Source organism: Ichthyenterobacterium magnum, from assembly GCF_003610635.1.
Taxonomy (GTDB): Bacteria; Bacteroidota; Bacteroidia; order Flavobacteriales; family Flavobacteriaceae; genus Ichthyenterobacterium; species Ichthyenterobacterium magnum.
The window spans coordinates 461838-476736 of the sequence record NZ_RAQJ01000002.1; the positions used below are offsets into that span (position 1 = coordinate 461838).

General features: G+C 32.6%; 8 protein-coding genes. 4 read left to right on the plus strand and 4 right to left on the minus strand.

Features of this window, described 5'->3' with window-relative positions:
• Nucleotides 1-9: 9 nt before the first annotated feature.
• Nucleotides 10-2058 (minus strand): HD family phosphohydrolase, encoded by a 2049-nt coding sequence (locus BXY80_RS08065; protein WP_120200775.1) that lies wholly within the window; start codon nucleotides 2056-2058, stop codon nucleotides 10-12.
• Between the two features lie 133 nt (nucleotides 2059-2191).
• Between BXY80_RS08065 and BXY80_RS08070 the strand changes: the two genes are divergently transcribed.
• Nucleotides 2192-3370, plus strand: coding sequence for an acetyl-CoA C-acyltransferase (locus tag BXY80_RS08070; RefSeq protein WP_120200777.1), 1179 nt, complete (start codon nucleotides 2192-2194; stop codon nucleotides 3368-3370).
• A gap of 7 nt (nucleotides 3371-3377) precedes the next feature.
• The gene (locus BXY80_RS08075; protein WP_120200779.1) at nucleotides 3378-4127 is read left to right on the plus strand and encodes a C40 family peptidase; all 750 of its coding nucleotides are present in this window, start codon (nucleotides 3378-3380) and stop codon (nucleotides 4125-4127) included.
• A 51-nt stretch (nucleotides 4128-4178) separates the two neighbouring features.
• On the opposite strand, the gene BXY80_RS08080 is transcribed toward BXY80_RS08075, so the two are convergent.
• Nucleotides 4179-5456 carry a tetratricopeptide repeat protein gene (locus tag BXY80_RS08080; RefSeq protein WP_120200781.1) on the minus strand — a complete coding sequence of 426 codons (1278 nt, stop codon included), beginning with the start codon at nucleotides 5454-5456 and terminating at the stop codon, nucleotides 4179-4181.
• Nucleotides 5457-5483: 27 nt separating this feature from the next.
• The gene (gyrA, locus tag BXY80_RS08085; RefSeq protein WP_120200783.1) at nucleotides 5484-8033 is read right to left on the minus strand and encodes a DNA gyrase subunit A; all 2550 of its coding nucleotides are present in this window, start codon (nucleotides 8031-8033) and stop codon (nucleotides 5484-5486) included.
• 261 nt (nucleotides 8034-8294) lie between these two features.
• On the opposite strand from gyrA, the gene BXY80_RS08090 reads away from it, so the two are divergent.
• Nucleotides 8295-10844 (plus strand): ATP-dependent Clp protease ATP-binding subunit, encoded by a 2550-nt coding sequence (locus BXY80_RS08090; protein ID WP_120200785.1) that lies wholly within the window; start codon nucleotides 8295-8297, stop codon nucleotides 10842-10844.
• Between the two features lie 83 nt (nucleotides 10845-10927).
• Nucleotides 10928-11305, plus strand: a complete 378-nt coding sequence (locus tag BXY80_RS08095) for a hypothetical protein (protein ID WP_120200786.1) — start codon at nucleotides 10928-10930, stop codon at nucleotides 11303-11305.
• 292 nt (nucleotides 11306-11597) lie between these two features.
• On the opposite strand, the gene BXY80_RS08100 is transcribed toward BXY80_RS08095, so the two are convergent.
• A partial coding sequence (locus BXY80_RS08100) for a proprotein convertase P-domain-containing protein (RefSeq protein WP_120200788.1) occupies nucleotides 11598-14899 on the minus strand: 3302 nt, incomplete at its 5' end.

Genomic DNA, 14899 nt, shown 5'->3' on the forward strand with positions numbered 1-14899 from the left:
GTAAAATTACTATTCAGGATATTCTATTCTGAGATGGAATATGTTAGCAAGCTTATTTTTTAATATTTTCTTAATAGATTGAATTTCTTTAAAGGTAATATTAGCATTTAAAAACTGTCCATCTTCCATTTGCTTATTAATGATTGCCTCTACAAACTTATCTATTTTAGTAGAAGATGGTTCTTTTAAACTTTTTGATGCTGCTTCTACACTATCACACATCATTAATATGGCTGTTTCTTTACTAAAAGGTTTTGGTCCAATATATCTAAAATCATCCTGATTGGTGTTCTCGTTAATTTCTTTTTCTTTCGAATAAAAATAATAAACCAAACTTGTACCGTGATGTGTTCTAATAAAATCGATAACGCGATCTGGTAAATTATTTTTCTTTGCTATTTCAATACCATTTAAAACGTGGTCTATAATTGTAGTTACACTTTCTCTAGAAGACAATTCATCATGTGGATTGATTCCTGTAGATTGATTTTCTGTAAAAAAAGTAGGGTTCTTCATCTTACCTATATCATGGTACAATGCTCCTACTCTAACCAACATTGAATTTGCGCCTATCTCATTTGCCGAAGCTTCAGCTAAATTTGCAACATTTAGGGAATGATGAAACGTGCCTGGAGCTTTATTTGACAACTCTTTTAGAAGCTTAGTATTTGTATCTGATAATTCTAAAAGTGAAACATCTGAAACTAATCCAAATAATTTTTCGTAGATATATATTAAAGGTTGAACAAATAACGTTGCGAGTCCACACAAGATAAATAGTCCAAAAGTTTCAAACTTAAGATTGGTAATATTTCCTTCGTGAATAACATAAAACGCAAAATAAGCTATAATATAAATTAAGGTGATTTGACCAACAGAGACAAATAAATTAGCACGCTTATATAGTTCTGAAACCGTTAATATTGTTACAATTCCTGCTATAATTTGAAGAAACATATACTCAAAACTATTAGGCACAATAAAACCTAATAATAACACTGTGAGTACATGAGCAAATAAACCCAATCTAGCATCAAAAAATGCTTTTAAAACTAAAGGAAGTATACATAGCGGAATTACATATAAATACTTTGAATCATAGTTTATTATTAATGTTGTTAGAAAAACCATTAATAATATATTGAAAAAAATAAAGGTGACTTTTGTGTTGTCTAAAAAAACATCAATTCTATATTTTCTTAAAAACAGCAATAACATTAGTAATGCTAATGCAACAAGTAATGCATATGCAAATATGACTAAATTGTAATTTGAAGCATTCCAAACTTGTGATGCATATTCAGACTCAAGAGACTTAAGAATTTCGAATTTATCTGCTTCAACAATTTCGCCTTTAGAAATGATTAATGTTTCTTTTTCTATACTGCCTCTGGTTGGAGAAATATTATCTAAATCTTCTTTTAAAGCATTATCAGTTATAACCTCATTTAATTTTAAGTTAGGCTTTACTATATCAAAAAACAAAGACACAAACTCTGAACTGAACCTTTGATTACCTTTAGCATTAAAATTTTGCTCTAGAATTCTTATAAATGAATCATTCTTAGTTAAATTATTAAAAGTAGTTCTCCTTTTTTCAACCTGATTTTCTAAAAGAATAACATCCTTTGTTGCAGCATAGTTATATGCATCATCTAACAATCCATATTTATAGATTAACTTTAATACTGATTTTCCCTTCGCATATAAATCTACGCTTGTGATTTCTAATATACTATCAGTAAAGGTTTCCTTAAATTTTAAATCATAAGCACTATAGACACCATCTTTTATATTGGTTTCTAAATCAAAATAAACTGGACTATTCTTTATTATATCGTTCTTTTCATCTTCAATTTCATCTAACGATTTCTTTATCGCAAAATTAAAAGGAGCGTATAAGTTTTCTGACTGCCATGGTTTACCTTTATCAAAACTATATTTAAACTTCCCACTTTTAGGAAATAAGTAGACAATTAAAAATGTGGTACACAAAAACAATAACACTTTGTATACCAATGCATGATTTCGATACCACTTATTTATAAAATGCTTCATTTAGTGAAATTAAGATAGGCAATCAAAAGTAATAAAATATAATAGATTAAAAATTATGCAGTAAATCATTTTTAGGCATAATTCTACTAAAAAATGATTAATTTTGCAGCTATTAAAACTAAACAAAAAAACAATGAGTAAAGAAGTTGTAATTGTATCTGCGGCAAGAACACCAATTGGTAGTTTTTTAGGAGCACTGTCTACTATTCCTGCACCACGATTGGGCGCTATAGCTATAAAAGGAGCTTTAGATAAAATTAATCTTAAACCAGAAATGGTTCAAGAGGTTTTAATGGGTAACGTAGTGCAAGCTGGAACTGGGCAAGCGCCTGCTAGACAAGCAGCAATATATGCTGGCATACCAGATACTGTGCCTTGTACAACTATAAATAAAGTATGTGCTTCAGGAATGAAAACGGTTATGCAAGCTGCACAATCAATTGCTCTTGGTGATACTGAAATAGTTGTTGCTGGTGGTATGGAAAACATGAGTTTAATCCCTCATTATATGCATGCAAGAAGTGCAACAAAATTTGGCCCAACTAAACTCGTAGATGGAATGCAAAAGGATGGTTTAGTTGACGCTTATGATGAAAATGCGATGGGAGTTTGTGCAGATGCTTGTGCAACAGAGTATGAGTTTTCTAGAGAAGACCAAGATAACTATGCTATACAATCTTATAAAAGGTCAGCAGAAGCATGGGGCTCAGGAAAATTTGATAATGAAGTTGTACCTGTTGAAGTGCCTCAACGTAGAGGAGAACCAATTGTAGTTTCAAAAGATGAAGAATATACCAACGTAAAACTTGAAAAAATCCCTGCATTACGTCCAGCTTTTACTAAAGATGGTACAGTTACTGCAGCAAATGCATCAACAATAAATGATGGTGCTGGCGCAATGGTTTTAATGAGCAAAGAAAAAGCAAATGAATTAGGTTTAAAACCTCTTGCTACAATAAAAAGTTATGCAGATGCTGCTCAAGAACCAAAATGGTTTACAACAGCACCAGCCAAAGCTTTACCAAAAGCATTAGACAAAGCTGGCATTTCAATAAATGATGTTGACTATTTTGAATTTAACGAAGCTTTTGCTGTTGTTGGACTCGCAAATATGAAAATTTTAGGATTAAATGACAGCAACGTTAACGTAAATGGAGGAGCTGTGTCTTTAGGTCATCCATTAGGTTGTTCAGGAGTTAGAATTGTAATTACATTATTAAATGTTTTAGAACAAAATGACGCTAAGATTGGTGCTGCAGCTATTTGTAATGGTGGTGGTGGTGCTTCAGCTATTGTAATAGAACGTAACTAAGTCTTTAATGCAATACGGGATTTGTAATTTAAGCATTGTTCCTTTAAGATTTGAACCTTCAGATACTAGTGAGTTAGTCTCTCAAGTATTATATGGTGAACTCTTTAAAGTTTTAGAACGGCGAAAATCTTGGAGTAAAATCCGTTTAGCTTTCGATAAATACGAAGGTTGGATAGATAATAAACAATATCAAGAAATTTCGGAAGAAAATTATAAATCTATAAAAAACGAAGACCATATTCTATCAATAGATTTGGTAGAGTTTATTCAAGATAAAAATAATAGGTTATATACAATTCCATTAGGGTCAAGCTTAAATGGTATTGATTTATTAGATCACTCTTTTGAAGGTAATAGCAATTCTGAAAAGAAACCGAAAGATCAATTATTAAAAACCGCTTTTACGTACTTAAACTCACCCTATCTTTGGGGAGGAAAAACCCCTTTTGGAATAGATTGCTCTGGCTTTACTCAAATGGTGTATAAACTTAATGGCTATATGTTATTAAGAGATGCATCACAACAAGCCACTCAAGGTCTTGCTTTAAGCTTTATAGAAGAAAGTGAACCTGGTGATCTTGCTTTTTTTGATAATAGTGATGGTGATATTGTTCATGTAGGTATTATAATGGAAGACAACTATATAATACATGCGCATGGCAAAGTAAGAATCGATAGATTAGATCATTCAGGTATTTATAATGTCGACACAAAAAATCACACACATAAACTTAGGGTCATTAAAAAAATTATATAAAAAAAGGCTGCTTATTAAATAAGCAGCCTTTTTTTATTATTCATTTATAGATTAATTCCCACTTTCTAGAGCTTCAATTTTTGCTTTAATTGAATTTGCTTTATCAGTATCTCCTAAAACTCTATATATGTTTAATAATGTTTTTGCTACATCTATATTTTTGGGTTTAAGCTCTAAAGTTTTATTTAAATAAGTAACTGCTTCTCTATATAAAACCAAACGCTCTTCTTTTAATTCATCATATCTTTTATCATCAGCAGCTGAACTTCCTAAGCCATTCATTTCTTCAATTATTTTTTGTTCTCCACTTAATACTAAAACTGCCATGTTATTATAAGCATCAGCATAATCTGGATTTAAAGAAATAGCTTTCTTGTAATAATCTCTTGCTGCTTGATTCTCTCCAGCATCTGCAGCAACAACGCCTAAATTGTATTGCAACTCTGCATTATTTGGGTCTTTTTTTGTAGCTTCTTCTATTAGTTTTTTAAACTCAGATGTATTGCCCATTTTTAATTGAACATTAGCCTCTGTCATTAATAAGCTTAAATCATCAGGGTTTTGAACTCTAGCTTCTCCAATTGCAGATATTGCTTTTTCATTATCCCCTTTATTTACATAAATTAAAGCTATATTTTTTATAATCTCAGCAGCCTTTGATTTAGTTTTAGTTTCTTTTGGAGCAATATGTGTTCCAGATTTAACTGAAAAATCTCTTAATTGTTGATTATCAAAATTCTCAGTTTCTCCTGAGTCTTTATTTACTGCAGAATACTTAACTTCAGAACCTTGATACCCCAAACCTTTTAATTCTTCATAAAGCTCTAATGACTTATCATAATCTTGAGCTGTAACAGCAGTTGATGCGGCATAATATAAATACAGTGTATCTTTTGGAGACATACGGTAAGCTTTTTCAAAGCCACTAGATGATACTAAGTAGTTTTTTTCTTCTAAAGCTTTATTTGCTTTAGTTAAAAAATTTGATAGCATCGCTTGAGTTAATTCATATATTAGTCCAGTATATTTTGCTTTACCTGTTTTGGATTCAATATCCTTAACCTTTGCAAAGTTTTCAATAGCTAAATCCATATCTGTATTTGAACCTGTACCATTTGCGTATAATGTTTCCCCTTTTAAAAAGTAAAATTTTGCTTTTGTTTTATCATCTGCGCTAACTATTAAAGCTTCAGCAGATTTAATTGCAGATTTTGCGTCTGCAAAGTTTCCAGATTTGATTGCTTTTTCAGCAGTTTTTAATTCATTTTTCTGTGAAAACGAAAGGGTACTTACTAAAAGTGCTAAAGCAACTACAATTTGTTTTTTCATTATTAATTAGTGTTAAGTTGTTTTTATTTATTCTTCTTCATTATTACCAATAGTTGTGCCATTTTCATTAACAGCTCCTGAATCTATGGTTTCATCATTTATTTCATCATCATCATCTTTCATCACTTTAGCAACAGCAGCAATAGAATCGCTTCCTTTTAGGTTAATAAGTTTAACGCCTTGTGTAGCTCTTCCCATAACTCTTAAATCATTAACTGCCATTCTAATTGCAATACCAGATTTATTAATTATCATTAAATCATCTTCATCTGTTACAGTTTTAATAGCAACTAAATGTCCTGTTTTTTCAGTTATAGAAATGGTTTTTACACCTTTGCCGCCTCTATTGGTTATTCTGTATACTGCTTCTCCATCTTCAGGGTCATCAATATAGGTTCGTTTACCATATCCTTTTTCTGAAACTACTAAAACAGATTCTTCTTGAGGATTTTCAACGGCAATCATCCCGATAACTTCGTCTGTCTTTTCATTAGCAAGTCTAATACCTCTAACCCCAGAAGCATTTCTACCCATTGGTCTTGTTTTGGCTTCTTCAAAACGAATAGCTTTACCAGACTTAAGTGCTAACATAACTTGACTGTTACCTGTTGTTAATTTTGCTTCTAATAATTCATCATCTTCTTTAATAGTAATTGCATTAATACCATTTGTTCGTGGACGTGAATATTGCTCTAAAGATGTCTTTTTTACTTGACCTTTTTTGGTAGCCATAATTACATAATGATTATTAATGTAATCTTCATCTTTTAAATCTTGGGTACAAATAAATGCTTTTACTTTATCATCTTGCTCAATATTTATAAGATTTTGAATAGCTCTACCTTTTGATGTTTTACTACCTTCAGGGATTTCATAAACACGCATCCAGAAACACTTTCCTTTTTGAGTAAAGAATAACATATATTGGTGGTTTGTACCAACAAACAAATGTTCTAAGAAATCTTCATTACGTGTAGTAGATGCTTTTTGACCAACGCCTCCTCTATTTTGGGTTTTATATTCTGTTAATGATGTTCTCTTAATGTAACCTGCATGAGAAATGGTAATTACAACTTGCTCATCTGGTATCATATCTTCAATACTTAAATCACCACCAGCATATTCAATTAATGAACGACGTTCATCACCATACTTATCTTTAACAACTAAAAGCTCTTCTTTAATAATATCCATTCGACGTTCTTTTTTATCAAGAATGTCTTTTAAGTCGTCTATGGTTTTCATCAACTCGTCATATTCAGAACGTAATTTATCTTGTTCTAATCCTGTAAGTTGACGTAATCGCATTTCTACGATAGCTTTTGCTTGTATTTCTGAAAGCTCAAAGCGTTCAATTAACTTTGCACGTGCTTCATCAGCATTAGATGACGCTCTAATTAATGCTATCACTTCATCTATATTATCTGAAGCTATAATTAATCCTTCTAATATGTGAGCTCTTTCTTCTGCTTTACGCAATTCATAAGTTGTACGTCTAACAACAACCTCGTGTCTATGCTCCACAAAATGGTGAATCATATCCTTAAGATTTAACAACTGTGGACGTCCATTAACAAGTGCTATATTGTTTACACTAAATGACGATTGCAATGCAGTATATTTATAAAGTGTATTTAAAACGATATTAGGAATTGCATCACGTTTTAATACATAAACAATGCGCATTCCATTTCTATCAGATTCATCTCTAATTAATGAAATGCCTTCAATCTTTTTATCGTTAATAAGGTCTGCTGTCTTTTTAATCATATCAGCCTTATTCACTTGATAAGGAATTTCTGTTACAATTATACTTTCACGACCTTGTACTTCTTCAATAATCGCTTTACCACGCATAACTATACGCCCACGACCAGTTTTAAAAGCTTCTCTTACACCATCATATCCATAAATTGTTCCACCAGTTGGAAAATCTGGAGCTTTTACATGTTGGATTAATTCATCAATTTCAATATCGTTATTCTCTATATAAGCAACAGTACCATCAACTACTTCAGACAAGTTATGTGGTGGCATATTAGTTGCCATACCAACTGCAATACCTGAAGCTCCGTTTACTAATAGTCCAGGAATACGTGTTGGAAGAACTGTAGGCTCTTGTAAAGTATCATCAAAGTTTAATTTATGATCTACAGTCTCTTTATCAATATCTGCCAACATGTCTTCAGATATCTTACGCATACGCGCTTCTGTATAACGCATTGCTGCAGGACTATCACCATCAATAGAACCAAAATTACCTTGACCATCAACTAGCATATAACGTAAACTCCATTCTTGAGCCATACGTACCATTGCGTCATAAACAGATGTATCACCATGTGGATGATACTTACCTAAAACTTCCCCAACAATTCTTGCCGACTTTTTATGTGCTGTATTAGATCTAACACCTAGCTCATGCATACCATATAAAACACGTCTATGAACTGGTTTTAAACCATCTCTAACGTCTGGTAAAGCACGTGACACAATAACTGACATTGAGTAATCAATGTAAGCTGATTTCATTTCATCTTCAATGTTAATTGGAATCAATTTTTCTCCTTCTGCCATATATATATTTAATTAGATTTTTTGTAGGTTTTCAAATCGTGCTAATATAACCATTTTGATAGTCCTTGAAGCACTTTTAACTTGCTTTTTTAGCACTATTTATTAACAATATTAGCAGCTGTTTTAGTTGATAAGTTGGCTGTTAAATGTTTTGATTTATTAATGTTTTTTCACTCTATTAGCTATTGTAAAAACATTTAGGTATAGTTTTTGTCTTTATATCCTTGTTTTTACTATTTTTAATGCAGAAAGGAGTTTACTATGGATGATAATTTTTCCCCAAGAGTCAAAGATGTTATAGCTTACAGTAAAGAAGAAGCTTTACGCTTAGGACATGATTTTATAGGTACCGAACATTTAATGTTGGGATTGCTTCGTGATGGTAGCGGAAAGGCAATTGAGATTTTAAATGCTTTAGAAATTGATTTAAATCATCTTAGACGAAAAGTAGAGATATTAAGTCCTGCAAACCCAAATATTACGACTGCTTCTAACGAGAAGAAAAACCTACACCTTACTAGACAAGCAGAGCGTGCTTTAAAGACCACGTTTTTAGAAGCAAAATTATTTCAAAGCACATCAATTAACACAGCACATTTATTACTGTGCATTTTAAGAAATGAAAATGATCCTACAACCAAGCTTTTAAATAAGCTTAAAGTAGATTACGATAACACAAAAGAACAATTTAAGTTTATGATAACAAGTGATGATGATTTTTTAGATGAACCAAAAGCTGAATCTTTTTCTGATGATGATATTAATGAAGGAGACGACTCTAAACAAAATCCGTTTAGTCAACCTTCTGCAAAATCTACTAAAAAATCTAAAACTCCAGTTTTAGATAATTTTGGTAGAGATTTAACTGCAATGGCAGATGAAGGTAAACTTGACCCAGTTGTTGGGCGTGAAAAGGAAATTCAACGCGTATCTCAAATATTAAGTAGAAGAAAAAAGAACAACCCTTTATTAATTGGTGAACCAGGTGTTGGAAAATCAGCTATAGCTGAAGGATTGGCACTTAGAATTGTTAAACGTAAAGTATCACGTATATTATTCAATAAACGTGTAGTAACTTTAGATTTAGCAAGCCTAGTTGCGGGAACCAAATATAGGGGTCAATTTGAAGAACGCATGAAAGCTGTGATGAATGAACTTGAAAAGAATGATGATATTATTCTATTTATAGATGAGATTCATACTATAGTTGGAGCTGGTGGTGCCACAGGTAGTTTAGATGCTTCAAATATGTTTAAACCTGCTTTAGCAAGAGGAGAAATACAATGCATTGGAGCTACAACTTTAGATGAGTATAGACAATACATTGAAAAAGATGGTGCTTTAGAACGTCGTTTTCAGAAAGTAATTGTAGAACCAACTAGTGTTGAAGAAACTATTGAAATCCTTAATAACATTAAAGAAAAATACGAAGAACACCACAATGTTGATTATACAGACGAAGCTATAGAAGCTTGTGTGAAATTAACTAATAGATACATGACTGAGCGCTTTTTACCAGACAAAGCTATTGATGCTTTAGATGAAGCTGGTTCTCGTGTTCATATCACAAATATTGATGTGCCAAAACAAATACTTGAGTTAGAAAAACAGCTTGAAGATGTTAAGGAAACAAAAAACACCGTTGTTAAAAAACAGAAATATGAAGAAGCCGCTAAGCTTAGAGATGATGAAAAACGCATTGAAAAAGAATTAGCTATTGCCCAAGAAAAGTGGGAAGAAGAAACTAAGTTGCACAAAGAAATTGTAACTGAAGATAATGTTGCTGATGTAGTATCAATGATGACAGGCATTCCTGTAAATAGAATTGCGCAAACAGAAAGCAACAAACTAGCTCAATTACCAGAACTTATAAAAGGTAAAGTTATTGGTCAAGACGAAGCTGTTGCAAAGGTCGTTAAAGCTATTCAGCGTAATCGTGCTGGACTTAAAGACCCTAATAAACCAATTGGGTCATTTATATTTTTAGGGCAAACAGGTGTTGGTAAAACGCAGTTAGCAAAAGTTTTAGCTAGAGAATTATTTGATAGCGAAGAAGCTCTTGTAAGAATCGACATGAGTGAATACATGGAAAAATTTGCTGTTTCTCGTTTAATTGGTGCACCTCCAGGCTATGTAGGTTATGAAGAAGGTGGTCAACTTACCGAGAAAATAAGACGCAAACCTTATGCTGTAGTATTACTAGATGAAATAGAAAAAGCACATCCTGATGTATTTAATATGCTATTACAAGTTCTTGATGATGGCTATTTAACAGATAGTTTAGGGCGTAAAATTGATTTTAGAAATACTATTATTATTATGACTTCTAATATTGGAGCTCGTAAGCTCAAAGATTTTGGTCAAGGTGTTGGATTTGGCACTTCTGCAAAAGAAGCGCAAGCAAGTGACAACTCTAAAAGCATTATTGAAAATGCACTTAAAAAAGCATTTGCACCAGAGTTTTTAAATAGAATTGATGATGTTATGGTCTTTAATGCACTAGAGAAAGAGCACATTAATAAGATTATAGATATAGAATTAGCTCAATTAATTTTACGAATTAAAGATTTAGGTTATCAACTTAAATTAAGTAAAAAAGCTAAAGACTATATTGCAGAAAAAGGTTTTGATAAACAATATGGAGCAAGACCACTTAAACGTGCTATACAAAAATATGTAGAGGATGCGCTTGCTGAAGAGATTATCAATTCGCAAATACAAGAAGGCGATAAAATTAGTATGGATTTAGATAGTAAAACAGATGAGCTTACTATTAAAATTGAAAAACCAGAAAAACAAACTGAATCTTAGTTAATTACCATAAATTTTAAAGTGCCTTTTAAGAAAAAGGCACTTTTTTTTTGTTTAATATTTAGTTATGAGTAACTTTAGGTATGACAGATGTGTTAAAATATAACTTTTGTGAGATGCATATTTATGATAACTACATGATTGTTATTATAAATGAAGGCGAAACCATTACGCCTGAGCACAATGCGGTATTACTCAATATTGTTGACACTTACTACAAAAACAAAAAATTTGTATACATCACTCACAGAGTACATTCTTACGCTGTAGATCCAGCTATTTACTTTGAAACTTCAAAAATTAAAAACCTTGCTGGTTTTTGTGTGGTTTCTTCAGATTTTAAAGCAAAACGAAATGCAGAAATTGAAAAATTATTTTTAAACAAACCCTTTGAAATTTTCACTGAACTTGATGATGCCATCTCTTGGACTAAGTCTATCTTAAATATCGAGTTTAATTAACTCTTCTTCTACTCTATCTCGATTATTGTCACTCAAAGAGAATATTATATAAATGCATCTTTCTTTTACTTTATCTTATTAGTAATGACTCTAATCACAAATCAAATAACTAGTTACAAGTAATATTTACTACTAGTTATATTCATTAACATCTCAATATATAAACTCACAAATCAACTATTTATTTAATGTGATATAATCTATTGTTCATCTAATTGTTACTATAAATTATAAACAAAAAAAGGCAGCTATTAAATAGCTGCCTTTTATATTCACATTTAGGTTTCCCTAATTAACGTCTGTTTTTAGAAGATGAAACTATCTTCTTAGTAACCGAACCTTGACTAGTTGTTAACTTAACATAGAACATTTGGTTAGAAATTCTAGACAAATCAAATGTTGTTCTGTCTTTAGAACCTGCAACATATCTTTCGTTAGTTTCACTTAAGATTAATAACCCTTTAGTATCAAATAACTCAATAGTTACATTAGTTTCAAACTCAAATGTGTAAGCTATATTAACTTCTTTATCAAATGGTACTGGATACGCAGTAAAGTCAATTACTACATCTTCTTTAACCAATTCGTCACTACTAATGTTTCTTTCTCTACTTGGTAATCTAGTAATGATAGGATTACGTGTAATCGTTATTAATTGATCACAAGTATCTGTTAATCCAGCAGCATCAGTTGCTACCCAAGTACGAGTAATTTCTATCACTTCTTGTTGATTACCTCCTGGAGGTGGTGTTTGAGATGACGCCGCTACATCACTATAAGTAACTACTGGTTGTGGATCACAAGTATCTGTTGCTGTTGCAAAACCTAACGCCATTGGAGAGATATCATCTGCAATACTCAGGTTAATAGACCAACTATGTAATGTTCCATCATCACCAGTTGCACTGTCATTAATACTTAATGTCCATAACCCATTTGCATCAACTACAGTAGCTGCAAAGTCTGCAAATGTACCACCATTAGGCTCAATATCCGTTTCTGTACCAAAGTCAGAAGCTGGATTTGCTGCACCATCAAAGAAATTACGAGTTCCATTAACTTCATCTGATGAACCAGAAGCAGAAACTAAATTAATAGTTTCTCCAGATGGAGCCATTAAATCAATAGTCAAGTCTCCATCCCAAGTATGTTCTATATCCATTGATACAGACACTCCATCTATAACAGAGCCATAAGGCATACTAATATCTGTAGTTACGGTTGTATTATCTTCAATAGCTACTGGTGTATCATTAAGTCCAAATACATTTTGAGCTTCAGATAAGAAAGCTTGGTCTGCAGGACAAGTAATAACTGGTGGTGTTACATCTTCACCAGGTACAATGATTGTCTGTACACAAGATACAACACTATTTTCTCTACCACATCCATCGTCTGCAGTCCAAGTTCTAGTTATTGTCTCATATCCACAACCATCAACCACAGATGTATCACTATAGTCAATTAAAGGAGAACTATTACAGTTATCTGTAGCAGTTGCCATACCAGTATTTGCAGGTGAAGTATCTAAAGATTCTTCAACAACTTCCCAATCGATATTTACTGCCCAACTTGCTAACGACCCAGAGTCACCACTTGCATCATCTTCAATTGATAATAACCAAGTACCATTTTGGTCTCCAGATAAAGTAGCTATGAAATCAGCAAATGTTACTGTACCATCATTTGGCTTGTATGTACCATCATCGGCTACACCACCTGTCGATGCAAAATTATTTTCGATATTTAAGGCTGCAGCATCATCAAAAGAGATATTAGTGCTTACCATATCTACATTTCCAACTGTATCATCTGGTAATAATAGAATTGCTTCTACTCCTGAAGGTGCTACTAAAGAAATCTCTAAGTCACCAGTCCATGAATGTGAAATATTCATGTCAACAGTGATGCTAGAAATAGTAGCGCCAGCTGGCATACCACTCACTTGTGCATCAAATACTGCTGGTCCAGAAGTACCGCTTGTTGGGATTAAACCTCCTACATCGTTAGTACCACTAGTTGACCCTGAATCTGTTACAGTAACTGTAGGCTCTAATAAATCAATATCTGCTGGGCAAGTAATCACTGGAGCTGTATCATCAATAACTACAAACACACATACAAATGGTTCTGATATTTTACTGCAATTATCTTCTACTTCAAAAGTAACAGATAGTGTTGTTGAGCAATCTGTTTTGCTGTCTACACTTTTACCAATAACTCTATAAGTAAGCTCGCTAACATCTGCACAATTATCTGCAAAACATGGCACAAGACCTTTACCGTTTTCTAAAGTTACATTACCTATCATTTCTTCTATAGAAATTCCAGCAACAGACCATTGGTCATTTAACACATCTATTTCGTCTCCTATATTTAAAGAGATAGAATCCTCTGTTAAACCTCCAGGACAAGCTGCAGTTGGATGTTGACTTGTACGTATTGTCATAGACTCTCCATCACAAACTCCTGTTGACTCTGGAGCAGACATATCACCGCCAGAGTAATTTACTTTGAAAGGTAATGATCTATTTCCACAAGCATCTATAGCCACATATTCAAAAACTCTAATCCACTGACAGTCTGATCCAATTGCAAGTTTTTCAGTTTTTTCAATACTATCAGCTGTAAGAACTTCTCCACAGTTATCTGTAAATAGTTCAAATACATCCTCTTCACTTGGTTCTCCAAGATCGGCATCAATACATAAGTTTAATGTATTTTGACCTAATGGAGGTGTACCTGTTAATACCGGAGGTGTTTTATCACCACCATTATAGTATATCTTCACTGGTAAAGCAAAATTCTCACAATCATCTTGTATTGTGTATATATATGCTACAGCCCATTGACAATCTGTATTTTCTGGTGGGTTTACAATTGTTAATGTTGCATTAACATTACCACAGTTATCTGTAAATAATCCTTCTATATACTCTTCAGTATATGGTGCAGGAATTTCAGATAAACATGCCTCTATATCAGACTCTCCTAATGGTAAACTACCAGGTTCAAGTAAATATGGTGCACTATTATCTTCTACTGTAACTTCTCGTTGAGCAGTAATTGTACGATCACAATCATCTGTATACGTCCAGTTTACATAGAATTTACCACAACTACCATTAAAGTCTGTGTTATCAATAACACCTATTTCAGTACCTTCTATTAAACATGCGCCTGTTCCACTATTTGAATAGCCTAATTCAAGATCTGTAAACGGTAGATCTTCACACTGAATAGTTATAGGGTTTACTTGGTTAAACACTGCTGGTGGTGCTGGTAAAACTGTATAGCGAACTGTTGCGAAAATATCTCTTTCACAATCATCTTTATACGTCCAGTTTACATCAATATATCCTCCACATTCTGTGTAGTTTGGTGTTGCTACACCTGGTACTTCACCTTCTATTAAACATGCACCTGTTCCGCTATTTGAGTAGCCTAAACTTGGTGCTTGGAATACATTTGCTTCTTCACATGTTAATTCGCCACCTTCTGGTGTATTAAACACTGCTGGTGGTGCTGGTAAAACTGTATAGCGAACTGTTGCAAAAATATCTCTTTCACAATCATCTTTATACGTCCAGTTTA

What these genes read in the sequence shown, in the direction of transcription:
- BXY80_RS08070 (WP_120200777.1), top strand. Translation starts at nt 2,192, where the DNA reads ATGAGTAAAGAAGTTGTAATTGTATCTGCGGCAAGAACACCAATTGGT.
- BXY80_RS08090 (WP_120200785.1), top strand. Translation starts at nt 8,295, where the DNA reads ATGGATGATAATTTTTCCCCAAGAGTCAAAGATGTTATAGCTTACAGT.
- gyrA (WP_120200783.1), bottom strand. Translation starts at nt 8,033, where the DNA reads ATGGCAGAAGGAGAAAAATTGATTCCAATTAACATTGAAGATGAAATG.
- BXY80_RS08095 (WP_120200786.1), top strand. Translation starts at nt 10,928, where the DNA reads ATGACAGATGTGTTAAAATATAACTTTTGTGAGATGCATATTTATGAT.
- BXY80_RS08075 (WP_120200779.1), top strand. Translation starts at nt 3,378, where the DNA reads ATGCAATACGGGATTTGTAATTTAAGCATTGTTCCTTTAAGATTTGAA.
- BXY80_RS08080 (WP_120200781.1), bottom strand. Translation starts at nt 5,456, where the DNA reads ATGAAAAAACAAATTGTAGTTGCTTTAGCACTTTTAGTAAGTACCCTT.
- BXY80_RS08065 (WP_120200775.1), bottom strand. Translation starts at nt 2,058, where the DNA reads ATGAAGCATTTTATAAATAAGTGGTATCGAAATCATGCATTGGTATAC.